At 62.2% G+C, this 26,054-nt stretch carries 24 protein-coding genes; 17 read left to right on the top strand and 7 right to left on the bottom strand.

Going from position 1 to position 26,054, the window contains the following annotated elements:
• Nucleotides 1–222: 222 nt before the first annotated feature.
• Nucleotides 223–1,956, top strand: a complete 1,734-nt coding sequence (gene ggt / locus P3T25_RS00740; RefSeq protein ID WP_154567106.1) for a gamma-glutamyltransferase — start codon at nucleotides 223–225, stop codon at nucleotides 1,954–1,956.
• A gap of 159 nt (nucleotides 1,957–2,115) precedes the next feature.
• On the opposite strand, the gene P3T25_RS00735 is transcribed toward ggt, so the two are convergent.
• Nucleotides 2,116–3,162, bottom strand: a complete 1,047-nt coding sequence (locus P3T25_RS00735) for a S1C family serine protease (protein WP_154567107.1) — start codon at nucleotides 3,160–3,162, stop codon at nucleotides 2,116–2,118.
• A gap of 106 nt (nucleotides 3,163–3,268) precedes the next feature.
• Nucleotides 3,269–3,532 (bottom strand): hypothetical protein, encoded by a 264-nt coding sequence (locus P3T25_RS00730; RefSeq protein ID WP_171928733.1) that lies wholly within the window; start codon nucleotides 3,530–3,532, stop codon nucleotides 3,269–3,271.
• On the opposite strand from P3T25_RS00730, the gene P3T25_RS00725 reads away from it, so the two are divergent.
• Nucleotides 3,423–3,860: a VOC family protein gene (locus P3T25_RS00725; protein ID WP_216674397.1), complete on the top strand. Its 438-nt coding sequence runs from the start codon at nucleotides 3,423–3,425 to the stop codon at nucleotides 3,858–3,860. The genes P3T25_RS00730 and P3T25_RS00725 overlap by 110 nt on opposite strands.
• Before the next feature lie 192 nt (nucleotides 3,861–4,052).
• Nucleotides 4,053–4,979, top strand: coding sequence for a polyphosphate kinase 2 (gene ppk2 / locus P3T25_RS00720; RefSeq protein ID WP_154567110.1), 927 nt, complete (start codon nucleotides 4,053–4,055; stop codon nucleotides 4,977–4,979).
• A gap of 101 nt (nucleotides 4,980–5,080) precedes the next feature.
• Here the strand turns inward: ppk2 and P3T25_RS00715 are convergent, their stop codons facing one another.
• A complete protein-coding gene (locus tag P3T25_RS00715) occupies nucleotides 5,081–6,667 on the bottom strand; it encodes an inorganic phosphate transporter (protein WP_154567111.1) in 1,587 nt (528 codons plus the stop codon).
• A gap of 424 nt (nucleotides 6,668–7,091) precedes the next feature.
• Between P3T25_RS00715 and P3T25_RS00710 the strand changes: the two genes are divergently transcribed.
• Complete coding sequence (locus P3T25_RS00710; RefSeq protein ID WP_154567112.1) at nucleotides 7,092–7,961, top strand: CHAD domain-containing protein; 870 nt, start codon at nucleotides 7,092–7,094, stop codon at nucleotides 7,959–7,961.
• Between the two features lie 19 nt (nucleotides 7,962–7,980).
• Here the strand turns inward: P3T25_RS00710 and P3T25_RS00705 are convergent, their stop codons facing one another.
• Nucleotides 7,981–9,018 carry a VTT domain-containing protein gene (locus tag P3T25_RS00705; protein WP_408384365.1) on the bottom strand — a complete coding sequence of 346 codons (1,038 nt, stop codon included), beginning with the start codon at nucleotides 9,016–9,018 and terminating at the stop codon, nucleotides 7,981–7,983.
• A gap of 344 nt (nucleotides 9,019–9,362) precedes the next feature.
• On the opposite strand from P3T25_RS00705, the gene P3T25_RS00700 reads away from it, so the two are divergent.
• On the top strand, nucleotides 9,363–10,268 hold the full coding sequence (locus P3T25_RS00700; RefSeq protein ID WP_154567884.1) for a DMT family transporter: 906 nt from the start codon (nucleotides 9,363–9,365) through the stop codon (nucleotides 10,266–10,268).
• Between the two features lie 48 nt (nucleotides 10,269–10,316).
• Here the strand turns inward: P3T25_RS00700 and folE are convergent, their stop codons facing one another.
• The gene (gene folE, locus P3T25_RS00695) at nucleotides 10,317–10,955 is read right to left on the bottom strand and encodes a GTP cyclohydrolase I FolE (protein WP_154567886.1); all 639 of its coding nucleotides are present in this window, start codon (nucleotides 10,953–10,955) and stop codon (nucleotides 10,317–10,319) included.
• Between the two features lie 124 nt (nucleotides 10,956–11,079).
• On the bottom strand, nucleotides 11,080–12,009 hold the full coding sequence (locus tag P3T25_RS00690) for a LysR family transcriptional regulator (RefSeq protein WP_154567888.1): 930 nt from the start codon (nucleotides 12,007–12,009) through the stop codon (nucleotides 11,080–11,082).
• Between the two features lie 1,103 nt (nucleotides 12,010–13,112).
• Here P3T25_RS00690 and P3T25_RS00685 point away from each other — a divergent pair.
• The 5 genes from P3T25_RS00685 (at nucleotide 13,113) to pcaC (ending at nucleotide 17,458) form a co-directional block, all read left to right on the top strand.
• Nucleotides 13,113–13,817, top strand: coding sequence for a 3-oxoacid CoA-transferase subunit A (locus P3T25_RS00685; protein ID WP_154566933.1), 705 nt, complete (start codon nucleotides 13,113–13,115; stop codon nucleotides 13,815–13,817).
• Between the two features lie 10 nt (nucleotides 13,818–13,827).
• Nucleotides 13,828–14,487 (top strand): 3-oxoacid CoA-transferase subunit B, encoded by a 660-nt coding sequence (locus tag P3T25_RS00680; RefSeq protein WP_093647594.1) that lies wholly within the window; start codon nucleotides 13,828–13,830, stop codon nucleotides 14,485–14,487.
• Between the two features lie 402 nt (nucleotides 14,488–14,889).
• A complete protein-coding gene (locus P3T25_RS00675; protein ID WP_154566932.1) occupies nucleotides 14,890–16,269 on the top strand; it encodes a 3-carboxy-cis,cis-muconate cycloisomerase in 1,380 nt (459 codons plus the stop codon).
• A gap of 5 nt (nucleotides 16,270–16,274) precedes the next feature.
• A complete protein-coding gene (pcaD, locus tag P3T25_RS00670; RefSeq protein ID WP_429357245.1) occupies nucleotides 16,275–17,066 on the top strand; it encodes a 3-oxoadipate enol-lactonase in 792 nt (263 codons plus the stop codon).
• Nucleotides 17,063–17,458 carry a 4-carboxymuconolactone decarboxylase gene (gene pcaC, locus P3T25_RS00665; RefSeq protein ID WP_154566930.1) on the top strand — a complete coding sequence of 132 codons (396 nt, stop codon included), beginning with the start codon at nucleotides 17,063–17,065 and terminating at the stop codon, nucleotides 17,456–17,458. Before pcaD ends, pcaC begins: the two co-directional genes overlap by 4 nt.
• Before the next feature lie 137 nt (nucleotides 17,459–17,595).
• Here pcaC and P3T25_RS00660 read toward each other — a convergent pair whose 3' ends face one another.
• Complete coding sequence (locus P3T25_RS00660) at nucleotides 17,596–18,297, bottom strand: TetR family transcriptional regulator (protein ID WP_154566929.1); 702 nt, start codon at nucleotides 18,295–18,297, stop codon at nucleotides 17,596–17,598.
• A gap of 381 nt (nucleotides 18,298–18,678) precedes the next feature.
• On the opposite strand from P3T25_RS00660, the gene P3T25_RS00655 reads away from it, so the two are divergent.
• The 7 genes from P3T25_RS00655 to P3T25_RS00625 all read left to right on the top strand — a co-directional run bounded on the left by P3T25_RS00655 (nucleotide 18,679) and on the right by P3T25_RS00625 (nucleotide 26,041).
• Nucleotides 18,679–20,286 (top strand): 6-hydroxynicotinate reductase, encoded by a 1,608-nt coding sequence (locus tag P3T25_RS00655; RefSeq protein WP_154566928.1) that lies wholly within the window; start codon nucleotides 18,679–18,681, stop codon nucleotides 20,284–20,286.
• A 49-nt stretch (nucleotides 20,287–20,335) separates the two neighbouring features.
• On the top strand, nucleotides 20,336–21,277 hold the full coding sequence (locus P3T25_RS00650) for a UPF0280 family protein (protein WP_154566927.1): 942 nt from the start codon (nucleotides 20,336–20,338) through the stop codon (nucleotides 21,275–21,277).
• Complete coding sequence (locus tag P3T25_RS00645) at nucleotides 21,253–21,843, top strand: amino acid synthesis family protein (RefSeq protein WP_429357244.1); 591 nt, start codon at nucleotides 21,253–21,255, stop codon at nucleotides 21,841–21,843. The genes P3T25_RS00650 and P3T25_RS00645 overlap by 25 nt, the downstream gene beginning before the upstream one ends.
• 132 nt (nucleotides 21,844–21,975) lie before the next feature.
• On the top strand, nucleotides 21,976–22,560 hold the full coding sequence (locus P3T25_RS00640; protein WP_054043300.1) for an amino acid synthesis family protein: 585 nt from the start codon (nucleotides 21,976–21,978) through the stop codon (nucleotides 22,558–22,560).
• An 18-nt stretch (nucleotides 22,561–22,578) separates the two neighbouring features.
• Complete coding sequence (locus P3T25_RS00635; protein ID WP_154566926.1) at nucleotides 22,579–24,525, top strand: ABC transporter permease; 1,947 nt, start codon at nucleotides 22,579–22,581, stop codon at nucleotides 24,523–24,525.
• Complete coding sequence (locus P3T25_RS00630; RefSeq protein ID WP_154566925.1) at nucleotides 24,522–25,331, top strand: ABC transporter ATP-binding protein; 810 nt, start codon at nucleotides 24,522–24,524, stop codon at nucleotides 25,329–25,331. Before P3T25_RS00635 ends, P3T25_RS00630 begins: the two co-directional genes overlap by 4 nt.
• Nucleotides 25,328–26,041: an ABC transporter ATP-binding protein gene (locus P3T25_RS00625; protein ID WP_429357243.1), complete on the top strand. Its 714-nt coding sequence runs from the start codon at nucleotides 25,328–25,330 to the stop codon at nucleotides 26,039–26,041. The genes P3T25_RS00630 and P3T25_RS00625 overlap by 4 nt, the downstream gene beginning before the upstream one ends.
• Nucleotides 26,042–26,054 lie beyond the last annotated feature (13 nt).

Raw genomic sequence — 26,054 nt, 5'->3', positions numbered from 1 at the left:
CTCTCGGTGCGCTGGGTCTCGTGGTGCGGCGCACTGACTGTGTTCGATGCCGATTCGAGCATGGCTACACGCGGTAATTAGTGTTGTTAAATGGGGCGGTTTTTGTGTGCTGCAGCATGCACCATATGCGTGCAACAGCTTCGCAAACGGCGGGCCGCCATGTTATAAGCCCAAGACAGTTTTCGTTTTATCAGATGAAAGCGTCGTCTTGGAGGATGCCCAATGAAGTTGTTTCAAAACGCCAAATCGTCCGTTAGCGGACTTGCACTGGTCGCACTCGTCTCTGTTTCAAGCGGCTTTCTCGAAGCCACTCCAGCCTTTGCCAAAGCGCCCGCGAAAGCGCAGCCGGCAATTCTCACGGCGTCCGCCATTGCGGTCGCCGACAAGTACAGCGCTGACGCAGCAGAACAGATCTTCAAGGAAGGTGGCAACGCCGTCGACGCGGCAGTCGCGATCGCCTTCACGCTTGCCGTGACGTATCCAGAAGCGGGTAATATCGGCGGCGGCGGTTTCATGACGCTGTATGTCGATGGCAAGCCATACTTCCTCGACTATCGCGAACGCGCCCCGCTGGCCGCGACAAAGAACATGTACCTCGACGACAAGGGCGAGGTCATCAAGGGCATGAGCCTGTTCGGTTATCGCGCGGTGGGCGTGCCGGGCACCGTCGACGGCATGTGGCAAGCGCAGCGCCGCTTCGGCAAGCTCAAATGGAAGCAGGTGCTCGCACCGGCCATTCATTACGCACGCGATGGCTTCGAGGTCAGCGAGCAATTGCAGCAACGCCGCGACGACGCCGCGAAAGATTTTGCCGGCAAGACCAACTTCGATACCTACTTCGGCAATCTGAAGCAGGGCATCAACTTCAAGCAACCGGATCTCGCCGCCGTGCTGCAGCGCATTTCGGATCAGGGCGCGAAAGACTTCTACTCGGGCAAGACGGCTGATCTGATCGCGGCGTCCATGCGCGGTCACGGTCTGATTACGAAGGCCGATCTGCAGCAGTACAAGGCGGTGTGGCGTCAGCCGATCCAGGCGGATTGGAACGGCTATCGCGTGATTACCGCGCCGCCCCCGAGCTCGGGTGGTATCGGTCTCGTGCAGTTGCTGAAGATGAAGGCCGACAATGCGCCCGACTTCAAGGACGTCAAGCTCAATTCCGCGCAATACGTGCATCTGATCGCTGAAATCGAGAAGCGTGTATTCGCCGATCGCGCACAGTATCTCGGCGATCCGGACTTCTACAAGGTGCCGGTCGCGCAATTGACCGACGACGCGTACATCGCCAAGCGTGCCGCCGAAGTCAATCCGAATGCACCGTCCGATACGAAGAGCATCCAGGCCGGCCTCGGCACCTCGATGCCGGAGAAAGCGGAAACCACGCACTTCTCCGTGATCGACAAGTGGGGTAATGCGGTGTCGAACACGTACACCATCAACGGCTATTTCGGCTCGGGCGTGGTGGCGGATCGCACGGGTATCGTGCTGAACGACGAGATGGACGACTTCTCCGCTAAGCCGGGCGTTGCGAACATGTTCGGTGTGGTGGGCAGCGACGCGAATTCGATTGCACCGAAGAAGCGCCCGCTGTCGTCGATGAGCCCGACGATTCTGACCAAAGACGGCAAGGTGTCGCTCGTGATCGGCACGCCGGGCGGCTCGCGCATCTTCACGTCGATTTTCCAGGTGATCAACAACGTCTACGACTTCAACATGCCGTTGCAGGAAGCCGTGGGCGCGATGCGCTTCCATCACCAACTGTTGCCGCCGAACACGATCTTCTGGGAGCCGTACAAGCCGATCGACGGCGAACTCGCCAAGCAGATCGAAGCCAAGGGTTACACGCTGACGGGGCAGGATTTCAGCGGCGACATCCAGGCGATCAAGGTCAATGGCGATACGCCGGAAGCCGCAGCCGATCCGCGTGGGCGTGGCGTGACGCGGGTGATTCAGTAAGCGTTTGACTTCAATCGTTTAAGTGCATCTGAGCGGCGCGTCTTTACGGATGCGCTGCATGCAGAAAAAAGGCCTCGCGCTCAAATTGAGCGCGAGGCCTTTTTTATCCGTGAGATTGATTGAATGCGAGGCCCTTTCCTCCACAGGCAGTCGAGCGAATCAGATCGTCTGCTCGACCGGCGTCAAGGTCAATTCGAGCCGCTGCGCGCCGCGCAACACGGTCACGTTGACCGGCTTGTCGATACGCGACACATCGAGCGTGCGTTGCAGGCTATCGACGTCTTGCACCGCAAGCGCATCGATCGCGACGATCGTGTCGTCGGTGCGCAGACCGCCGAACGCGGCCGGGCTGCCTTTGACGATTTCCATGACGTGCACGCCGCTCTCCGAGCTCAGGCCGAAATAGCGCTGCACGCGGCGCGACAGCGGTCTTGTGGTGCCGGCCACGCCGATGTACGCACGCCGCACGCGGCCGTGCGCGAAGATCTGCATGATGACCCACTTGGCCGTATCGATCGCGGTGGCGAAGCAGATCGCCTGCGCGCCGGGAATGATCGCGGTGTTCACGCCGATCACCTGACCGGCCGAATTGATCAGCGGGCCGCCCGAATTGCCGGGATTGAGCGCGGCATCCGTCTGGATCACGTCGTAGATCATGCGGCCCGAATTCGAACGCAGCGAGCGGCCGAGCGCCGAGACCACGCCGGTCGTCACGGTTTGCGCGAGGCCGAGCGGATTGCCGACCGCGATCGCGATCTGGCCGACGCGCAGCTTCGACGATTCGCCGAGTTCGACGTGTGGCAGCGGCTCCGGCGAGCCGATGCGCAGCACGGCCAGATCGCTGCCGGGGTCGTCGCCGACCAGATCGGCGTCGAATTTCGCGCCGTCGGCGAGCGTCACCTTGATATGCGTGGCGCCGTGCACAACGTGGCTGTTGGTGAGCAGATAGCCGTCAGGCGTGAACAGAAAACCCGAGCCTGTGCCGCCACGCGCGCCGCGGCTGTCGCGCCCGGACGGCGCGCCGGGCAGCCGGCGTTCGACGGAAATGAAGGCGACCGCCTGCTGAACGCGTTCCAACGCGCCGATCACGGTGCGGGAATAGGCGTCGAGCAAGGCGTCGTCGGATAAAGCGGTGAGTGGATCGGACCCGGGGGCGTCGGATGTGGCGCGCGACAGGTCATCGATGAAGCGTGGACGGCTTCCCATGGCGATGCTCCGGATAAACGGGAATCCAGATGCGGGGCGGCGGGCGGGTTTTTCAAGTGCGGGCGAGGCGGCGCGCTCGAGGCTGCTTGTGAGACACTTTCTAGTGTCAGCCCACGCCAAAGCGGGGGTCGTCGTAGAGGCTGAAGCGCCGGCCAATGCCCGGACCAACGCCGGCGCCAAGGTCCGCGCCAAGACCCGCGATGTCCGGGCCGACGCCATAGAAGCCCGCCAGGCGCCGCCATACCAGGGAGACAGCCGCCATGAACTTGCCCACCACTTCCGCCGCAGCCTCTGCCTCGGCGAGCGCCTCGAGCGCGCCGACCGACTCGACAGAACCAACCGAGCCGCGCATCGAGTCCCTCAGCGCCATCACGCTCGCCACCCGCAATATGCCCCGCGCGGTGCTGTTTTACGAAGCGCTCGGTTTTCCGATCAAATTCGGTGGTTCGCAGGAAGCGTTTACCTCGTTTGCATTCGGCGGTTCGTATCTGAACCTGATCGTCGATACGCGTGCGCCAGTCAACTGGTGGGGCCGCGTGATCATTTATGTCTCGGACGTCGACGCGCTTTACCGGAAGGCGCTGGCGGCGGGTTTGAAGCCATCGCTCGAACCGTCCGATGCGCCGTGGGGCGAGCGCTATTTCCACATCACCGATCCCGATGGCCACGAACTCAGCTTCGCGAAGCCGTTGCGTTAGCGCCGGGCGGCCGCGCTAAACTCGCTATCATGGATGGGCTATAAGGCGTGCAAGCCGCCGGCGAGCACCCGTGTCCCAAGGTGCGGCCGCCGCGCCGGTAACACGGCTGACACCTCGCGCTTCGATAATCGAGCCCGTTCGCGACGCGCATGCGCCGCGCGCCTAACCATTTCCGTTGCCAGGAGAGTCGCAATGAAAGAGCTGGATCCGAGACCCGAGGCCGAAGTCATGGCAGAACGGCAGCGCCGTTTCGAAGAGGACCTTATCGATGCGTACGACGAGGAACTCGAAATGGAGGTCGACGACCGTATCATCGACGGCGCGGAGGGCTTCACGCCCGAGCATCGCGAGGCGCGTAAGGTGTACTTCCGCGAGCTGTTCCGTTTGCAGGGCGAGCTTGTCAAACTGCAGGACTGGATCGTGCAGACCGGGCACCGGCTGGTGGTGATTTTCGAAGGACGCGATGCGGCGGGCAAGGGCGGTGCGATCAAACGCATCACGCAGCGGCTCAATCCGCGCGTGTGCCGCGTGGCGGCATTGCCGGCGCCGAACAACCGTGAACGCACGCAATGGTATTTCCAGCGTTACGTATCGCATCTGCCCGCTGGCGGCGAAATGGTGCTGTTCGACCGCAGTTGGTACAACCGCGCGGGCGTCGAACGCGTGATGAATTTTTGCAGCGATGACGAGTACGAAGAGTTTTTCCGCTCGGTGCCGGAATTCGAAAAGATGCTTGCACGAAGCGGCGTGCAGATTCTCAAATACTGGTTTTCGATCACGGACGAAGAACAGGAAATCCGCTTTCAGAACCGCATCCACGATCCGCTGAAGCAGTGGAAGCTGAGTCCGATGGATCTGGAAAGCCGGCGCCGCTGGGAAGCGTATACGCAGGCGAAAGAAGTCATGCTGCAGCGCTCGCATATTCCCGAGGCGCCGTGGTGGGTCGTGCAGGCGGTCGACAAGAAACGCGCGCGCCTGAACTGCATTCATCATCTGCTGAGCCAGGTGCCGTATCACGAGATCGAGCATTCGCGCGTCGAGTTGCCGGCGCGTGTCTATCACGACGAATACAGCCGCCAGCCGGTGCCGTCGTCGATGATCGTGCCTGAAATTTATTGATCGATCTCTGCTCGATGAAATGAAAAAAGCGCGGCAAAAACCGCGCTTTTTTAACTTCGCCGTTGCCGGACTTGCACCCGGCAGCAGCGGTTTCAGCCGTTTCAGAACACCATCCGGAACACCCAGTACAAGCCCCCGGCCAGCGCGATTGAGACCGGCAGCGTCAGCACCCACGCGAGGATCAGGCTGCGCACGGTGGCCCATTGCAAGCCGGAGCCGTTGGCCGCCATGGTGCCGGCCACGCCTGAGGACAGCACGTGCGTTGTCGAGACCGGCAAGCCGTACATGTCGGCCGCGCCAATCGTCAGCATCGCCACCAATTCAGCCGACGCGCCCTGTCCATAGGTCAGATGCTGCTTGCCGATCTTCTCGCCGACGGTAACGACGATGCGCTTCCATCCGACCATCGTCCCGAGACCGAGGGCGATAGCGACGGCAACCTTCACCCACGTCGGAATGAACTTGGTGGCGTGATCGGTTTGCGCCTTGAAGTTGTCGATCGCTTTGGCATCTTCCGGTGAGAAGGCCGGCTGCTTGCTCTTCTTCATCAGGCGGATCGCTTCGGAGGCGACATACATATTGTTGCGTACGTTATCGACGATATTTTGCGGCACGGCGGCCATCGATCCCGATGCGCCGACCTGCTGACCGATCAGAGCGGTGAGTTGCTGCAAGGCCGGCACGGTGGCAGGGGTCAACTGACGAGTGCGCACGTACGCTTCGACTTCGTCGCGCGGATTGGCAGACGGTGCCGCGCCGTGCGTGTATTTGCCGAGCGTGTCGGCGGTCTGTTGTGCCACAGCGATGAAGGTCTGCGTTTCCGCCGGCGTGACCGCCTTGTTCAGCGCGTAGGCCGTCGGCACGGTGCCGATCAGGATCAGCATGATGAGCCCCATGCCTTTCTGCCCGTCATTCGAACCGTGTGCGAACGAAACGCCCGTACAGGTCAGAATCAGCAGGCTGCGAATCCAGAACGGCGGCGGCTCCTTGCCTTTAGGCTCGGCATACAACGCGGGAACTCGCACCACTGCTTTCAGGATCAGCAGCAGCAACCCGGCGGCAAGAAAGCCGATCAGCGGCGAAAACAGTAGCGATTTGCCCACGCCGAGCACCTGATTCCAGTCCACGCCGCTCGTGCCGTTCGCGCCATGTATCAGCTGATTCATCAGACCGACGCCGATGATCGAGCCGATCAGCGTGTGCGAGCTCGATGACGGCAGTCCGAAGTACCACGTGCCGAGATTCCAGATGATCGCCGCGATCAGCAGCGCGAAGACCATTGCGAAGCCCGCGCTGCTGCCCACTTGCAGAATCAGTTCGACGGGCAGAAGCTGCAGAATACCGAACGCAACCGCGCCCGTTGAAGTAAGCACGCCGAGGAAATTCCATCCGCCGGACCAGACCACCGCAATGTTCGGCGCTAGCGAATGCGTGTAGATCACGGTGGCGACCGCGTTGGCTGTGTCATGAAAACCGTTGACGAATTCGAAGCCGAGCGCGATCACGAGCGCAATGCCAAGGAGCAGGTAGGGCAAAAACGAGGCTTCGCGAACGGATTGCAAATCGTCCGCCAGATGCATGGCGCAATAAGCAGCGCCGATCGCAATCACAGCGAGGAAGATGATCAGGCCGATATTGCGCCCCTTTCCACTTGCAGCGCCCGGTTGCGGGTACGAAAGTTCCGGCATGGCGTGAGCCCCAAAAGATTGTCGCGGAACTGACGATCCTGCGGTGCCTGTGTGTCGTAACGATGACAGTGGCGTGACAGCTATGCGGGACGGGCGTTCGCGGGAAGGTAGGTACAGATTGACGCTACAGGAAAGGCTGCCGCTTGCGCGGCGGGGTAGAACGATAAGCGGTCCGAAAAGAACTATGCGCGAACTGCGCCTCTGCAGCGGAGCGGATTTCCCGGTTCAACTGCCGCCAAGGTCGCATACAGACTTGCGTGGACTCGCGCGACCCAGGTCGTCGCCACAATGCGACGGATTGCAGTCCATGCAACGCGCATTGTCTTGCGGCCATCCTGGTGCAGTTTAGGCGACGCGTCGGCGGATATCCACCAGGACCTTTTTTTGCTAGGCTGACATAAAAGGACCTTCTGAAGGACATCCGATGAAGCGGGCGAGCCGGAAAATCGACAAACAGGCTGCGGACAGCAAGCCGGCCGGCGCGGAACCCTCAGCGGAGGCAGCCTTTGCGTCGTACGCGGCGCCCCTCGTCGATGACGCGATCGAACTAGCCAATGCGGTGCGCGAAGACGCGTCGCCGGAAGCGCTGCACAAACTGCGTGTGTCGCTGCGGCGATTGCGTTCGTTGTGGTGGGCGTTCGAACCCTTGCTGGACAAAGGCGAGAATACGCGCCAACGGGCGCTGTATAAGTATCTGGCGACGGCAGCCGGCAAGACGCGGGATTGGGACATTCTGATCGAACTGATTGCGCAGGACGAGCGCGTTGCGCGCGAGATAACGCCGACGCTCCAGGCGGCGCGCAGCGGCGCGTTGGCGACGAGCCGTGAAACGCTTTCGAACGCGGACGTCAAACATTTGCTGCAAGACGCCTTGACCAGCGCCAATAAGGAATTGAACACCGCCCGTGAGCGCGTGCCGCTGCAAAAATTCGCCGACAAGCGCGTGACCGCTTCCGAACGTTCGCTTAACAAACGTATAAAGCGTGCGTCTCAAGCGAAGCGCTCCAACTACGCCGCATTTCACGACGTCAGGAAGGCGGGAAAGAAAGTGCGCTATCTGCTCGAGTTTTTCGAGCCCATTCTGAGCGGCAGCCACAAACGTGTCCTGAAGCGGTTGAAGCAGATTCAGAAGCGTTTCGGCACGCTGAACGATATTGTCGCGAGCGAGATGCTGCTGCGCGACAATATGAGCTTGCTAGCCGGATCCGGCGACACCGATGCAACGCTTGACTGGCTGAAGAAGGAGCGCAAACGCCGGATGCGCGCGGCGGCAGGACTGTTGCGCAAACTGTGATGCGGTTTGCCCAGGTGGTTTAGTCGCGTCGTGGGGCAAACCCGCGCAGCGTTACCGCGTCGCGAACTTCACCGTAGGGCTCCGGCTTGCGTTTGCGGGTGGTCGATTCGTCCGTCAGCGGGATAGGTTCGACGGGAAACCCGCGCCTTTGCCAGGCGTCGAGGCCGCCCCTCAGTGCGCGGATCCGCGTGTAGCCGTTCAGGCGCATCCGTTGCTTGATCTCGACGGCGGTCGCGCTGTCCGGGCAAATGCAATAAATCACCATGTCATGGACGAGCAGCGCGCCGTCGATCTGTTCAGGCGAGTGCGGGTCGAGCGCCAGCACGCCGGGGATGGGGTGTAGCGCTTCACCAGTTGAGGCGGGTGGGCGGGCATCCAGGACCTTGGGCGGCGTGATGCGGCGCCATCCAGCGAGTGTCGCTTGCGACGCAGCCGCGGGGGCCGCGTCCGCGAGACGGCGTCGTTCGCGCCGCCGCTGCTGCAGGCGGTACACCAGATAGGCCAACGCTGCGGCCAGCAGAATGTCGAGTACCGTGCCGCCACGCGCTTTGACGAACGCGAGCAGCATATGCAACTGTCTTTCCGCCGCGGCGCCACCGAGTAGCCAGAAGGTGGCCCACATCAGAGCGCCGGCGAGGTCCCACAAAGCGTAGATGCGACTGTCCACCGCTGTCGTGCCCATGAGCGGTGGGGTGATGAGTCCTAGTCCGGGGACGAACTTCGAGATCGACACGAGCGCCACGCCGAAGCGCTCGAATAGCGCGCGGGCCTTGTCGACCCTGGAATCGATCGCCGGGGAGATCCGGCCCAGGGCGGCGATCAGTCTGCGGCCGTAGATGCGGCCGGCGGCGAACCACGTACCGTCGCCGATCAGCGCACCAAGCACGGCGGCGAACAGGATCGGCCAGAAAGACAGTGTGCCGGCGGCGATCGCCGAGCCCGCGAAGAGCAGCACGGGGACCGCGGGGATCGGCAGGCCGAGCCGTGTCAACAGGACGTTCACAAAAACGAACACGCCGCCCCAGGTTGACACCGCCGACGACGGAAACTCTACCAATTGCGGAACTCCTGTTGTGACGGTTGGGCCGCGCTGCGGCCGAAGCTTGTTTTGCCGGGCTGCAAGGTGTGTTCCTGGGCGCGTTTTTCTACGCGCGCGTTCGGTTCGTGTCCAAGGTGGGATTCTATTTCGATCAGGATACTAGATGAGCCCAGGTACAGCGCCGGGCTGTCCTGCCTGAGCGCAAGTCGGATTCGCGCCGGTAAGTCGTGGAGCTGGACGCCTGTTCGAACTGACGGCGTTCCTTGTTTCCCTGGCGGGCGCTTTCTCTGCAATTTCGTTCAAGACCGCGCGCGCGTGCCGCCGCTAATGTGTCTGCTCGTTCAACGGAACAGGACAGTAGCATGAGCTCACGGTACGTCGGATACCTGTTTTGCGCGCTGGCGATGATCGGCGTCGGCAGCACGGTGGTCGTCAGCAAATCGATCGCCAGCGGACTGCCGCCGTTCAGCGCGACCGCACTGCGCTTTGCCATCGCGTTCCCCCTCTTTGTGCTGGTGATGCGCTGGCGTGGCGTACGCTGGCCACGTCTCGATCGACACGATACGTTGCTCGTGATCGCCCAGGCGGGGGCGGGCAGCGTCGGTTATACGGTGTTGCTCATCAGTGGCATGAAGCTCGCCTCGGCCGCCGATGCCGGTGTGATTGCCGGCACGCTGCCGGCGGTGTCGGCAGTGGTCGCCATGCTTGCGCTGGGCGAGCGCCCCGCGCCCGCGTTGATCGGTGCGATTGGCCTCGCCACCCTGGGCGTGCTGGTGTGTACCGTGCGTATCGACGATTTCACCACGCCGCATGCCGCCAGTTCGCTGACAGGTAACGCGCTGGTGTTCGCGGCGATCGTGTGCGAGGCGCTCTTTATCCTGCTTAATCGCAAGTTGCACACACGGGTCGCGCCGCTGCCGCTATCGGCGTTGATGTGCGGCATCGGTTTGGCAGTGGCGCTCGTGCCGGCATGTTTCGAAAGGCCCTGGAGTATGCCGTTCAATGCGAGCGCCCTGAACGGTGTGCTGTACTACGCGCTCGTGCCGACCGTGGCTGGCTTTGTTCTCTGGTATGCGGGGGCTGCGCGCATCAGCGGCGCGGAAGCTGGGCTCATGACCGCGCTCGTGCCGGTGAGCGCGGTGGCGTTGGCCGCTGTCGTGTTGCGGGAGCCAGTGAGTGCGGCGCAACTTGCGGGTGTTGCATGCGTGCTTGGCGCGGTGTTGCTGGCCACCTTCGGCCAGATGCGTATCGCGCACAGCACGGCGTGAGGCGGCGGCCAACGCCGCAGCCTGATTCGCGGTGCGACCCAACCGCTATCAGGTATTGGCGACGGCCACCACGCCCGGATTGCCCACGATCGACAAAAACTCGCGGCGTGTCGACGGATCGGTGCGGAACGTGCCCAGCATGCGCGAGGTGACCATCGTGACCCCGGCCTTGTGCACGCCCCGGGTGGACATGCACTGATGCGCCGCTTCGAGAATCACACCCACGCCCGCCGGTTGCAGCACGTCGTTCAACGTGTCGGCGATTTGCACCGTCATCTTTTCCTGGATCTGCAGGCGCTTGGCGAATGCATCGACGAGACGTGCCAGCTTCGAAATGCCGACCACCCGATGCCCAGGCAGATAGGCAACGTGCGCCCGCCCGATGATTGGCACCATGTGGTGTTCGCAATAGCTTTCGAAGCGGATATCTTTCAGCACGATCATTTCGTCGTAGCCGTCCACTTCGGAAAAGGTGCGGGCGAGGATCTCACGCGGATCGATCTGATAACCCGCGTAGAACTCCTCATAAGAACGCACCACGCGAGATGGCGTATCGATCAGGCCTTCGCGCTCGGGATCGTCGCCGGCCCAACGCAGCAGCACGCGTACCGCTGCTTCAGCTTCTTCGCGGCTGGGGCGGTCCACTGCGGCCTCGGGTTTGGTTTTCTTCGCTTTACTGCTGGCCATCCGTCGCTCCTCTGGGATTGCGCGTCGACGCTAAACGGAGCGCGCGGGTTCAATGAGTGCGGCCATTGTTCCATGTTTTACGCCGCATCGTGTCGATGCCCCCTCTCGCGGTCGGGGCGTGTGCTTACTTTGGCCACTCGTCCATGTCGTCGTTGAAGAGTTCGGCGACGATACCGCGCAGCCAGCTCGCCCGCGGATCGTTATGAAACTTGCGATGCCAGTGCTGCCGCAGATCGAAGCGCGGCAACGGCAGCGGCGGCTCGACCAGCGTGATCGACGCATGTTCCGACACGTACGCGAAACCGATAGCGTGCGGCACCGTGGCGAGCAGATCGGTGCGTGCGAGGATGAACGGCAGACTCATGAAGTGCGGCGTTTCGAGTACGGCGCGGCGCTTGATGCGCTTCTTTTCCAGGTAATGTTCGAGGACTTCCTGGCTGCGTCCTTCGGCACGCACGACGGCGTGGCCCGACGCCACGTACTGCGCCAGCGTGAGGGGCGCCTTCGCAAGGGGGTGTCCCGTGCGCATCAGGCAGATGAATCGATGGGTGAAGAGCCGTTGCTGGAAGAAGTTATTGCCCGACAGATCGGGGAAATAGCCCACGGCGAGATCGACGTCGCCCGATTCGAGTCCACGTTCCACCTGCGAGGGCGAGAGCGACACCGAGCGCAGATTCGCATGCGGGGCGCGTTCGGCAAAGAGTTGCAGGAGCCGCGGCAGGAAGACGATTTCGCCGACGTCGGAGAGCGCGAGGGAGAAGGTATGAGTGCTGGTGGCCGGATCGAAGTCCTGCACGTCGAGCATGCCTTTTTCGATACGCAGAAGCGCGTCGCGGGCGGCGGGGAGGATGGCGAGCGCGCGCGGCGTGGGTTCCATACCTTTCGAGGTTCGCACGAAGAGCGGATCGTCGAAGTATTCCCGCAGGCGGCCTAACGCGGTGCTCACGCGGGGTTGGCTGACACCTAGTTGCTCCGCTGCGCGGCTGACGTTGCGGGTGTCTTCCATTGCTACCAGGTAGGGGATTAGGTTTAGGTCCAGGGGGGTGTCGGGCATGGTGGTTTTTGCCTGCGGCGCTGCGGGGGTATTTGGAATCTGGATAGAGGGTAGTTTAATAATCTTGGTTTTGGATAGTGGTTTTTTGCCTGCTCGGCGGTTTTTGTCTGTGTTCTTAGGGTGTTGGCCTTTCCTTGAATTGTTAGTGGTCTATTAGCGTTGCCCCTGTGCGGGGCGGCACCTACTTCTCTTTGCCGGCTGCAAAGAGAAGTAGGCAAGAGAAAGCAGCTCAAACCGCTACTGCTAAGTGGGCACCGTGGTTTGCTGCGGGTAGTGGTGCATCTGGAATCCGTGTTCTCGCACATTCCGCGTTAGTGACAAAGGACTCATCCGCTCCCACTCCGCACTGCGTGCGTCGCGGACGGGTCTGCATGGGAAACCACGGGCTTCGGTTGAGGTCTGTGGGGGCCGTCGGCTTCGCCTCGGCGACGCGCCTCTGCACTCTCCGGGGAAGCCCGCCTCAAACGATATGTAGATGCAGTGACGAGCCACGGTCCGGTGGCGAGGCGGGAGCGCCAAAACGTAGTGAGTGGTTTTATGAACTGCTCTTCGGCGCGCGCAGCGCCGCCGGAAGAATGACGCCCTTGTCACTGGCGTATGCAGGGGCACGAACACAGATTCCAGATGCACCACTACCCGCAGCAGACCACGGGACCCGCTTAGCAGGAGTGGTTTGAGCTGCTTTCTCTTGCCTACTTCTCTTTGCAGCCGGCAAAGAAAAGTAGGTGCCGCCCCGCACAGGGGCAACGCTAATAGACCACTAACAAAACAAGGAAAGGCCAAAGCCCTACGAACCCTGACAAAAAGCGCCGATCAGGCAAACACACAAACAAGCAGCCCACACCCCAAAAAAACCAAAACCGCCCCCGCCGAGCAGGCGAAAAACCTATCCTTAGGGGGAATCCCCTGCCTTGACAACCAGCCCAAAGCGCAACCATAATCGCCCTGAACGTTCGCTAACCGAATCCATGTTCGTATATCGAACAAATCGAAAGTGAACAAACCAAAAGCGTCAGCCCCGGCCCGGAGACCGTCCCGCACAAGCCCTTGCCTGCAAAGGCAAACAGCCTGGCGATACGCAGCGCCCCAAAAGGAAATTCGACATGATCAACAAGATTTTCGAGTCACTTCAGTCGGCGGTCGCCGATGTCCACGATGGCGCGACCGTCATGATCGGCGGCTTCGGCACGGCCGGCATGCCGTCCGAGCTGATCGACGCGCTTATCGAACAGGGCGCGCGCGAACTCACCATCGTCAACAACAACGCCGGTAACGGCGACATCGGCCTCGCGGCGCTGCTCAACGCCAAACGCGTGCGCAAGATCATCTGCTCGTTCCCGCGCCAAAGCGATTCGTATGTGTTCGACGCGCTCTATCGCGCTGGCGAAATCGAACTCGAACTGGTGCCGCAAGGCAACCTCGCGGAACGTATTCGCGCGGCAGGCGCGGGCATCGGCGGGTTCTTCACGCCCACGGGTTATGGCACCAAGCTCGCCGAAGGCAAGGAAACCCGTCTGATCGACGGCAAGCATTACGTGCTGGAGTCGCCGCTGCACGCGGACTTCGCGCTGATCAAAGCGTTCAAGGGCGACCGCTGGGGCAATCTGGTCTATCGCAAGACCGCCCGCAACTTCGGTCCGATCATGGCGAGCGCGGCGAAAACGGCCATCGTGCAGGTGTCGAAAGTGGTGCCGCTCGGCGAACTCGATCCGGAAAACATCGTCACGCCAGGCATCTTCGTGCAACGCGTGATCGAAGTGCCGCAAGCTGCGCATCAAGCCGAACTTGCATCCGCGAACGCCGCCTGAGGAGACCGACATGAAAAAACTGACCCGCGATGAAATGGCCAAGCGCGTTGCCCAGGATATCCCTGAAGGCGCTTACGTGAACCTCGGCATCGGCGTGCCGACGCTGGTGGCCAACCACCTTGGTGCCGACAAGGAAATCTTCCTGCACAGCGAAAACGGCCTGCTCGGCATGGGCCCGGCACCCGCGAAGGGCGAGGAAGACGACGAACTGATCAACGCCGGCAAGCAGCACGTCACGCTGCTTACGGGCGGTGCCTACTTCCATCACTCGGATTCGTTCGCAATGATGCGCGGCGGCCATCTGGATTTCTGCGTGCTCGGCGCGTTCCAGGTGTCGGCGAAGGGCGACCTGGCGAACTGGCACACCGGCGCGCCCGACGCGATTCCGGCTGTCGGCGGCGCCATGGACCTGGCAATCGGCGCGAAACAGGTCTACGTGATGATGGAGCACCTGACCAAGCAGGGCGAAAGCAAGATCGCGGCGGAATGCACGTACCCGGTGACGGGCGTGAACTGCGTCGACCGCATCTATACGGACCTGGCCATGATCGACGTCACCGACAAGGGCCTCGTGGTGCGCGAGATCTTCTCGGACATCGACTTCGATGCGCTGCACAAACTGACCGGCGTGCCGCTGATCGACGGCACTCAGGCGGCACGCGCGGCCTAAGCACGGGCGCGGCAGCCGTCCGCACGAAGGCCTGTGGCGAGTCAAACCGCTGGCCGGGCGATGGCAACGCGCACGCCGCGCAGCGTGCTGCCACAAATGTGCGCGCGCGCAACGTGCCGTCGCCGATGAGCAAGCCGTGCAGCGTGCAGCCACCAATACGCGGGTCGCGCAAACCGTGCATCCGCCAATGTCCGCAGCGCGCATGAGGCAAGCTTCATGCGCGTGACCCGATGCCACGGCGTCACGTTGTTACAGCGAGCCGACGCGGCAGCATTCGGAACAGAATGCGCCGTAACGCCGTGTGCGGTACGCTCTCGATAGAAAGCGCCAAGGGCGCGCCTCGCAGCACGCCCGGATCGCCGCGGCGAAACCTTCACTTCCGACACCCTCATCGACGCCATCATGCTCGACTCCAGCGCCCGTCTGACCGGCCTTCTTTGCGGCACACAGCCGATGAACGACATCTGGGCGCCGCGTGCCACGCTGCAACGGATGCTCGAGGTCGAAGCAGCGCTCGCGCGCGCTTCGGCTGCCCATAACGTGATTCCGCACAGCGCCGTGGCCGCGATCGAGGGCGCCTGCCAGGCCGATCAACTCGACGCCGACGCACTTGCGCGCGACGCGGCGCTCGGCGGCAACCTCGCGATTCCCCTCGTCAAACAACTCACCGCGCGTGTCAAAGCGGCGGACGCCGAAGCGTCGAAGTACGTCCATTGGGGCGCGACGAGCCAGGACATCATCGATACGGCAACGGTGCTGCAACTGCGCGAGACCTTCGATCTGCTCGACAGCGGCTTAGAAGCCACATGCGATGCAGTCGCGAAACTCGCGGCCACCCATCGCGCGACGCCGATGATCGGCCGCACCTGGCTGCAGCAAGCCCTGCCCATCACGCTCGGTCTGAAATTCGCACAATGGCTCGACGCGTTGCTGCGTCATCGTGAGCGGCTCGATGCGTTGCGCGCGCGTGTGCTGGTGCTGCAATTCGGTGGCGCGGCGGGCACGCTGGCGAGTCTGCGTGACGCGGCGCCGCAAGTTACCCAATCATTGGCGCAAGAACTCAAGCTCGCTGTGCCCACCTTGCCATGGCACACGCAGCGCGATCGCATCGCTGAAACAGCGGCGCTGTTCGGCATGTTGATCGGCACGCTCGGCAAAATCGCGCGCGATATCTCGCTGCAGATGCAAACCGAAATCGACGAACTGGCCGAGCCCGCCGCGGCAGGCAAGGGCGGTTCGTCGACGATGCCGCACAAGCGCAACCCGGTCGGCTGCGCCGCGGTGCTGACGGCCGCGACTCGCGCGCCGGGGCTGGTGGCCACGGTGTTCGCCGGCATGGTGCAGGAGCACGAGCGCGCGCTCGGCGGCTGGCAAGCTGAGTGGGATTCGTTGCCGGACCTCGCGCGCCTTGCAGGCGGAGCGCTCGCCAACATCGAGCAGATCGCCACGGGTCTCAACGTGAATGTTCCGCGCCTTGCCGCCAATCTCGACGTCACGCACGGATTGATTCTCGGCGAAGCCGTGATGCTCGCGCTCGGCGACAGCATCGGCCGACTCGATGCGCATCATCTGGTCGAGCGCGCATCGAAAGCGGCAATCGCCGAGCGCAAGACGCTCTTCGAGGTGCTCTCGGCGGACCACGCCGTGATCGAACATCTTTCGCTCGATCGCCTGAAGCAACTGCTCGATCCTGCTCAATACGTCGGCCAGGCGCACGCTTATGTGGACGCCGCGCTGGCCCTTCATCACACGCGCGCCAAACGCGCCACTTCCAAGGAGTAACCGGCATGCCCTACGCCGCAGTCAACGGGACCGAGCTGCATTATCGAATCGACGGTGACCGTCACGGCAATGCGCCGTGGATCGTGTTGTCGAATTCGCTCGGCAGCGATCTGTCGATGTGGACGCCGCAAGTCGCGGCGCTGTCCAAACACTTCCGCGTGCTGCGCTACGACACGCGCGGTCATGGTCACTCGGAAGCACCGAAGGGTCCGTACACGATCGAACAACTGACCGGCGACGTGCTCGGCCTGATGGATACGCTGAAGATCGTGCGCGCGAATTTCTGCGGCGTGTCGATGGGCGGCCTCACCGGCGTCGCGTTGGCCGCGCGTCACTCGAATCGTCTTGAGCGCGTGGTGCTGAGCAATACGGCGGCGCGCATCGGTTCGCCGGAAGTGTGGGTGCCGCGCGCTGCACGAGCCCGCACTGAAGGCATGCTCGCACTGGCCGACGTGGTTCTGCCGCGCTGGTTCACCGCCGACTTTATCGAACGTGAACCGGTGGTGTTCGCCATGATCCGAGACGTGTTCGTGCATACCGACAAGGAAGGCTACGCATCCAATTGCGACGCCATCGACGCCACCGATCTGCGCCCTGAAACCCCCGGCATCAAGGTGCCTGCGCTAGTGATCAGTGGCACGCACGATCTGGCCGCAACGCCGGCACAAGGCCGCGAACTGGCGCAAGCGATTCCGGGCGCGCGTTATGTCGAACTGGACGCCTCGCATATTTCCAACATCGAGAAGGCCGAGGCTTTCACGAAGACCGTGCTCGACTTCCTGACGGAGCAGAAATGAACGACGAAGACCGTTACGAAGCCGGACTCGGGGTGCGCCGCGAGGTGCTGGGTAGCGCGCACGTCGACCGGTCGCTTGCGAACCGCACCGAGTTGACGGAGGAGTTCCAGAATTTTATTACCCGCTATGCGTGGGGCGAAATCTGGACGCGTGAAGGCTTGCCGCGTCACACGCGCAGCCTGCTGACCATCGCGATGATGGTCGCGCTCAATCGCAGCGAAGAACTCGCATTGCACTTGCGCGCCGCGAAGAACAACGGCGTGACGCGCGAGCAGATCAAGGAAGTGCTGCTGCAAACCGCAATCTATTGCGGTGTGCCGGCTGCCAATTCGGCGTTCCACCTGGCCGATAAACTGTTCCGCGAAGACGACGCCGCAGCGGCAAAGCCGTAACGACGTTCGACGACTGGTGTGGCGTGTAACCATGCCGGCATTCGCCGCGCGTCACGCCGTCACGCGAGTCCTGCCTGCCGCCTTCCACCGGAATGACGCGATGTGGAGCCTGAAGCGTACGTCAGACAAAACGCGCTTCAGGCCGTTCTGCTCTTATCCATCACTGCCGTGTCCGCAGGCAACTGCAAGCGCACGGCGCGCAACACCGTATCCTTGATGACCTCGCGCCAATGCGCGAGTGCGGCCTTGTCCATCAGCGGTTCGCCGAGAAACGCCCCTAGCGTGTACTGATTGGCGTTATAGAAATAACCGAGCGACGCGATTATCAGGTACACATCACGCGCTTTGACGTCGGCACGAAAGACGTTTTGCGCCTTGCCCGCGTCCAGCAACTTCTGCACGACCGAAATCGCATAGCCCGAAATCTCCTTCAGCTTTGACGATTTCTTCGCGTGCTTGCCCTGATGCAGATTCTCGCTCGACAGCAGGGTGACGAACTCAGGGTGATCGAGGTAATACTGCCAGACGAATTCGACCATCTGTTCGAGGCCGTGCACGGGGTCGTCCAGATCGAGATCGAGCTTGCTTTCGGCTTCGTTGAACTGCGTGTAGATGGTCTCCAGCACTTCGACAAACAACTGTTCCTTGCTGCCGAAGTAGTAATAGATCATCCGGTCGTGCGAACGCGCGGCCTTCGAAATACTTTCGACCCGGCCGCTTGCATAGCCTTGCTTTGCAAAGACCTTGATTGCCGCTTTGAGAATCTTGGCGCGCGTGTCTTGCGCCTGCTTCGCTCGGATGCCGATAGCGCCCGGCTTGCGGGCGGCAGTGGGACTCATGGCGGTCTCGGATCTCTTTGTTAGCGTCAGGTTGAACGGCATGCGCCGCAGCCGCTTGGTGCGCTCAGGTATGGCGCGCCTTCATCATACAGCCCATATCACGCGCGACGAAATGCCCTGCAAGCTCATGTGCTTCGGGGTAGATTGATTCGTAATCCCTGCGGGGATGCCGCGCCGCAGCATTCAGATGGATACCGGGAAACTCGTTGCGCAGTCTATTTTGATCGAGTAGATTTCAAGCAAGTTTGGTGTAGTGGATGCTACACGAACGGTGAGTGACCGCAACATGGAAAAATACGGGTCACGCAAAAGTCCCTTAAAACAGGGATTATTTGTCAGCCGGGCAGGACCGATTGTAATGTCGTCGTATGGAACCCCACCATGACAGAACATACGAAGGTCGATTTCGGTGCGGAGCGCGTCGACGGCGAAACCGCCTCGACGCCGGGTCCGACCGTGCTCGAGAAAGCGGCGCCGCGCAGCGAGCGGATGGCGTCGAACAAGATCGAATGCAATGCGTGCCCGGTGTTGTGCCAGATTTCGGAAGGCCGCACCGGCGCGTGCGATCGTTATGCGAATGCGGACGGGCGGTTGATTCGCGTGGACCCTGTGGTGTTTCTTTCACGCGCCGCGGGTTCGTCTGAAGCGATCACTAGCAATGTGGGTACCACGGTCGAATTTGGTGCATCGTCCGGGGTGCACGATCCTGCCGCGGAACAGGCGCTGTTCGTTACCGGCGTTGGCGCATCGTCTACGTATCCCGACTACAAGCCCGCGCCTTTCATCGTTTCCTCGAAGTTGGACGACGTCGACATGGTCACCGTCGTCACCGAGGGCATTTTCAGCTATTGCAGCTTCAAGGTGAAAATCGATACCGACCGCTTTCTCGGGCCGGAGCAATCGAACGTGCGCTGCCATGGTGAGATCGTCGGCCATGTGACCACGGCGGAGTACGGCTCGCAGATGCTGAGCCTCGGCGGTGTTCACCACCTGACTGGCGGCAGCAAGAAAGAAGGCCGCGTGACGTGCGACATGATGCTCGCGCTCGGCAACAAGGAAGCGGTGGAGTTGACCATCGACGGCGGCGCGAGTCTGGTGATTCGTGCGGGCGCGGCGCCGATTGTCGACGGCGTCGAAGAACAGCGTATGCGGGTGGGTTGTGGGTCGGCCACCATCGGCATCTTTGCGAAACAATGGTTCGGTCACGCGGACGAAGTGGTGGTGGTCGACGATCACATCACCGGCGTACTCACCGAGCACCAGGCGGGCCGTTGCCTCGGCATGACGCCCTCAGGTCTGAAGATTCGCGGACGCAAATCGACGCCTGGCCGTTATTTCCAGGTGGCGAACCCCGGCACCGGTTGGGGCGGCACCGACATTCAGGACCCGCTGGCGATTGTCGAAAGCTTCGATCCCGCGGTGGCGAAACCGGGCATGCGCTTGCTGATGGTGTCGACCACCGGCGAACACGCACAGTGGTATGAACTCGATCGGGACCTCGTGCCGCGCATCGCAGCGATGCCGGACGCTGTGCGCGGCACGGTCGAACGAATTGGCGAGAATTGCGAGCCGTCGCTTGCTACGGTGCTGTTTCTCGGCGGCGCGGGCGGCAGCCTGCGAGCGGGGGCCACGGAGAATCCGGTCCTGCTCACGCGCGCGATCAAACAGAGGCTGGTGAACGTAACATGTGGTGGCGCGCCAACCTATGTGTGGCCGGGTGGCGGCATCACCGTGATGGTGGATGTCTCGCGCATGCCCGATCGATCGTTTGGCACTGTACCTACGCCCGCGATCGTCGCGCCGATCGAATTCACCATGACGTATGACGCGTATCGCGATCTCGGCGGCCATCTCGACGCGGTGCGTTCACTGGAAAGCGTGCTGGCGAATGGACCGGAGCATACGGAAGGGGCACCGCTCGCGCGCAGGACTATCGCGCGTCATCCCGACAATCCGTGGCCGCCGGCTATGCCGCCAATGCCAGGCTAACGGCGGCGCCACCACCGGCACAATCGACACGACGAACGCGACGCACACGATGAACCCAACCCGAACCCGGCTCGACGCGGCCCGCTGGCATTGGCAGTATGGCCCGATCGATCTGATCCTCAGCGCGGACGGCGAGCCCTCGGCAGTGCAGGCTGCATACGTGGCGTGCTGGGCGCGCTTTGTGGAAGTATTGCCCGAGTTGGTCGGCGAGTTGACGCTGCTTCGGCAGCCTGTGCAGGGCGACGCGGCGCATAGCGATTGCACGTTGAAGGGCGCCGTGGCCCGGCGCATGTGGAGCGCATGTTATCCCCACCGCGCTCGCTATATCACGCCGATGGCGGCCGTTGCGGGCAGCGTCGCGGACGAATTGATCACGGCGTTTGCACGCGAAGGCATCTCGCGCGCCTTCATCAACAACGGTGGCGACATTGCACTCCATTTGACCGAAGGACAGCAGTACCGCGTGGGCGTGTTCGCCGATCTGGCGGCGTTCTCCGGTGAGAAGGCTTCAGGCGATCTGGCTTTGGACGCTAACCTGACGCTCGACGCCGCCATGCCGATTCGCGGCGTCGCGACGAGCGGCTGGCGCGGCCGCAGCTTCAGCCTGGGGATCGCCGACAGCGTGACCGTGCTCGCCCGCAACGCCGCCACCGCCGATGCCGCCGCCACGATGATCGCCAACGCCGTCAATCTGGAGCATGCCGGCATCGTGCGCAGCCCGGCTTCCTCGTTGAAGGACGATAGCGATCTCGGTGACCTGCTCGTGACCGTCGACGTGCCGTCCTTGCCGCAAGCGCTGATCGATTTCGCGCTGGCACGCGGTGTCGACGCCGCGCAGCGCTTGCACGAACAAGGTTTGATCGAAGGCGCCGCACTGTTCCTGCAAGGGCGGGCACGTGTGACCGGTGGTACCTATCAGAATGGCGCGTTATTTATACAGCGCGCCCGGATAACAACGGAGGCTCCGTGTTCGAAATACGCCGCGTGCTGACGCACGTCGAAGACATTTTCCACGAGTTCGGTCCCGCGCCCGCGCAGCCGCTCAGGCGCGGTGCGATCGCCGCAGTGATGACGAATCCGTTCGCCGGCCGCTACGAAGCCAGAATCGAACACGCCATGGAAGCGCTCAAGCCGATCGGTTTCGACATGGCGCAACGGCTGCTGGCGGCGATGGCCGTGCCGCACGCGGCGATCGAAAGCTACGGCAAGGGTGCAATCGTCGGCTCGCGCGGCGAGCTCGAGCATGGCGCGTTGTGGCACGTCCCCGGCGGCTATGCGATGCGCGAACTGCTGGAAAAAAACGGCGTGCCGACCAACGCGATCGTGCCGTCGACGAAGAAAGTCGGCGCGCCTTCCACCGCGCTCGATGTGCCACTGACGCATGTCAACGCGAGCTACGTGCGCAGCCATTTCGACGCGATCGAAGTGCGTGTGCCCGGCGCGCCCGCTGCGGATGAGCTGGTGTATATCCTCGTGATGAGCACGGGGCAGCGCGTGCATGCGCGCGTCGGCGGCTTGGCGAAAGAGGCGATTGTGGGCAAGGACGGCTTGCGCTGAGCGGCGCCTGAGTCACGCAATGCGCTGAAGCATTGCAATGAAACAATGAGTCGAAGCGCGGAGCTGAAGCAATGCGTTGCGGCGAGTAAGTAAAACACTAAGCAGAACACGCATCGAAACCCGGAGATCGAAATGGCAATCAAGCTTCGCAAGCTGGTCGTGCAGGTCGATGAAACACGCATTGAAATGGGGCAGGCCATCGAGCCGCCGACACGCCGTGCAGTCGCGATTGCGGTGATCGATAATCCCTACGCGGGCCGCTATGAGGCGAAGCTGGACGCGCTGATCGAAGCCGGTGAGGAGCTTGGAGCCTTGCTCGGCAACAAGTGCGTCGAAGCCTTGGGTATCAAACCGGGCGACGCGCAAAGCTACGGCAAGGCGGCGATTGTCGGCGAAGCAGGTGAACTCGAGCATGCGGCGGCGATTCTGCACCCCAAGCTGGGTGCGCCGCTGCGGGTAGCAGTCGAGAAGGGCGCGGCGCTGGTGCCGTCGGCGAAAAAAATGGGTACGCTTGGCACCGCGATCGATGTCCCGCTGGGTCACAAGGACGCCGCCTTCGTGCGCAGCCATTTCGATGCAATCGAAGCGCGCGTGTCGGACGCGCCGCGCGCCAACGAAATTGTCGTGGCGGTCGCGGTGACGGCCTCGGGCCGGCCGTTACCGCGTATCGGCGGCTTGCAGGTGAGTGAGATCAAAGGCGAAGACGGTTTGCGCTGAGTTACTTTAAGGGTCGCGATGCTTTCGAATTTGCTGGTACAGCTAGTCAACGGACTCGCCGACGCGTCGACGCTGTTTCTCGTCGCCGCCGGTTTGTCGTTGATCTTCGGCGTGACGCGCATCGTCAACTTCGCGCATGGCTCGTTCTATATGTTCGGCATCTATGTCGCGTATAGCATCGCGAGCCGCTTTGGCCACACGGCGGGCGGGTTCTGGCTGTCGGTACTGGCTGCCGCGCTGGTTGTCGCGGTGCTTGGCGCGCTGGTTGAAATGATCGTGTTACGGCGCATCTACCAGGCCCCGGAGTTGTTTCATCTACTGGCGACATTCGCGCTGGTGCTGATCTTTCGCGATGCCGCGCTATGGCTGTGGGGTCCGGAAGATCTGTTCGGACCGCGTGCGCCACATCTGGCTGGCGCAGTTAGTTTTCTCGGCCATCCGCTGCCGACCTACGATATCGCGCTGATCGTGATCGGGCCGGTGGTGTTGCTGCTGCTCTGGTATGCGTTGACGCGTACACGGTGGGGCACGCTGGTGCGCGCCGCGACACAGGATCGCGAGATGCTCGGCGCACTCGGTATTAATCAGGCGTGGCTGTTCACCGGCGTGTTTTTCGTCGGCGCGTTTCTCGCCGGCCTGGGCGGCGCGCTGCAAGGGCCGCGCATGTCAGCGAATCTGTCGCTCGATCTGGAGACCATCGGCAATGCGTTTGTTGTCGTCGTGGTCGGCGGCATGGGGTCGATTCCGGGCGCGTTCGTCGCGGCGTTGCTGATCGCGGAGATCAAGGCGCTGTGCATCGGCATCGGCCATGTGTCGGTGTTCGGTATCGATCTGTCGTTGAGCCGCTTTACGCTGGTTGCAGAATTTGTCGTGATGGCGGTGGTGCTGGTGGTGCGGCCTTGGGGCTTGTTAGGGAAGGCGAGCGCTGCGGTGCGTGGCATGGCCGCGCCTGAAGCGCCATTAAGGCCAGCAGGCAAGCGCCTGAAGTGGTTGGCCGCAATCGCTTTGTTGGTGCTGGTACTCGCACCGCTTGCGGCCAATGCGTTTCCCTATATGCCTGTGCTGCTGGTTGAAATTCTGATCGCCGTGTTGTTCGCGACGAGTCTGCATTTCATCATGGGCCCTGGCGGCATGCATTCTTTCGGCCACGCCGCGTATTTCGGGCTGGGCGCATATGGCGCCGCGCTGTTTCTCAAAGTTTTGAATCTGCCGATGGAAGCCGCGTTGCTGCTCGGCCCCTTGCTCGCCGTGGCAGGCGCGCTCGTGTTCGGCTGGTTTTGCGTGCGTCTCTCAGGCGTCTACCTCGCGATGCTGACGCTCGCATTCGCACAGATCGTCTGGTCGGTCGTGTTCCAGTGGGACGACGTGACGGGCGGCAGTAACGGCATTCTCGGCTTGTGGCCGTCGAACTGGTTGGCGTCGCCGGTGGCTTTTTATTATCTGACGCTCGTCTGCGCTGTGATCGGTGTGTGGCTGTTGCGCAAGATGCTGTTCTCGCCGCTTGGCTATGCGATGCGGGCGTCGCGTGATTCGGTGTTGCGCGCCGAGGCGATCGGCATCGATGTGAAACGCGTGCAGTGGGCGGCCTTCGTCGTCGCGTCGTTGTTTTGCGGGCTTGCCGGGTCGTTATATGCCTTCTCCAAAGGGACGATTTCGCCGGAGGTGATCAGCGTCAGCCGTTCAGTAGATGGCCTCGTGATGGTGTTGCTCGGCGGCTTGCAGACGTTGACTGGCCCGATCGTCGGCGCGGCCGTGTTCACGTGGCTGCAGGACACCGTCGCGCGGCAAACCGATTATTGGCAGGCGTTGCTGGGCTTCGCCATTCTGCTGCTGGTGATCGCGTTTCCGCAGGGTATCGTCGGTTTCATTCGCGAGCGTTTTGGTGACGATACGGTGGATAAGGCGGAAGAGCGTGTTCCATCGCAATCGCAATCGCAGGGCACGGCGATCAAGGAGGGGCTATGAGCTTGCTGCGCGTCTCCGGTCTCTCCAAATCGTTCGGCGGCCTGAAAGCGGTCGACGATGTTTCCTTCGATCTCGAAGCCGGCCAACTATTGGCGCTGCTGGGTCCGAACGGCGCGGGCAAGTCGACCTGCTTCAACATGGTCAACGGGCAACTGCAGCCGTCGTCTGGTTCGATTCGTCTCGACGATCATGAACTGGTCGGCATGCGGCCGCGCGATATCTGGCGGTTGGGCGTCGGCCGCACGTTCCAGATTGCCGCGACTTTCAATTCGATGACCGTGCTCGAAAACGTGCAGATGGCGCTGGTCTCGCGTGAACGAAAGACTTTCGGCCTCTGGAAACCCGCGGGCTCGCGCTATGCCGATGAAGCCATGACGCTGCTCGAACAGGTCGGCATGGGCGCCGATGCGAACCGCGCCTGCGGCGTGCTCGCATACGGCGACGTCAAACGCGTTGAACTCGCTATCGCATTGGCAAACCGCCCGAAGCTACTACTGATGGACGAGCCCACTGCCGGCATGGCGCCAAAGGAGCGCAACGAACTGATGGCGCTCACCAAGCGACTCGTCACCGAGCACAAAATCGGCGTGCTGTTTACCGAGCACAGCATGGACGTTGTATTCGCGTACGCCGATCGCATGATCGTGCTCGCGCGCGGCAAGTTGATCGCCGAGGGCGACGCCGAAACGATCCGCAACGACGCACGCGTGCAGGAAGTCTATTTCGGCACTGGCAAGACCTTCCAGCCACGCGCGCCGCTGCATGAAGCGGCAGGCGGCCATCAAGGACAAGGAGCGCTGCAATGAGCGAGCCGATGCTGAAAGTCGCCGGCCTCAACGCGTTCTATGGCCGCGCGCACATTCTGTTCGACGTTGGCCTCGAAGTCGGCCGCGGCGAAGTGGTCGCGCTGATGGGCCGCAACGGCGCCGGCAAATCGACGACGATGAAAGCCGTGATGGGTCTGCTGCCACGCCGTCAGGGAGAGGTCCGTTTTCGCGGGCAAAACATCGCGGCGTTGCCGCCGTATCGGATCGCCCGCATGGGCATGGGTTTCGTCCCTGAAGATCGCCGCGTGTTCTCCGATCTGACCGTGATGGAGAACCTCGATACAGGCCGTCAGCCGCCACGCGAAGGCGCGCCCGAGTGGACGCCGGAAAAGCTGTTCCGCCTTTTCCCCAATCTCGGTGAAATGCCAAAACGTCCCGGCGGACAGATGAGCGGCGGCGAGCAGCAGATGCTCACTGTCTCCCGCACGCTGATGGGCAATTCGTATCTGGTGCTGCTCGACGAACCGTCCGAGGGCGTGGCGCCCGTGATCGTCGAGCAGATGGCCAACATGATTCTCGAACTCAAGCGCGAAGGGCTGTCGATTCTATTGTCGGAACAGAATCTACACTTCGCCGAGCTGGTCAGCGACCGTGCGTACGTCCTTGAAAAAGGGCAGATCCGCTTCAGCGGCACGATCGGCGAACTCGCAAAGAACGAAACGGTCAGGCGCGCTTATCTGAGCGTGTGATTCCATTGGCGCC

This window comes from Paraburkholderia sp. GAS32 (assembly GCF_050434225.1).
In the GTDB taxonomy this organism is placed as follows: Bacteria; Pseudomonadota; Gammaproteobacteria; order Burkholderiales; family Burkholderiaceae; genus Paraburkholderia; species Paraburkholderia madseniana.
Note: the sequence above shows the minus strand (reverse complement) of the source record. Positions and strands in the feature narration are given on the sequence as shown.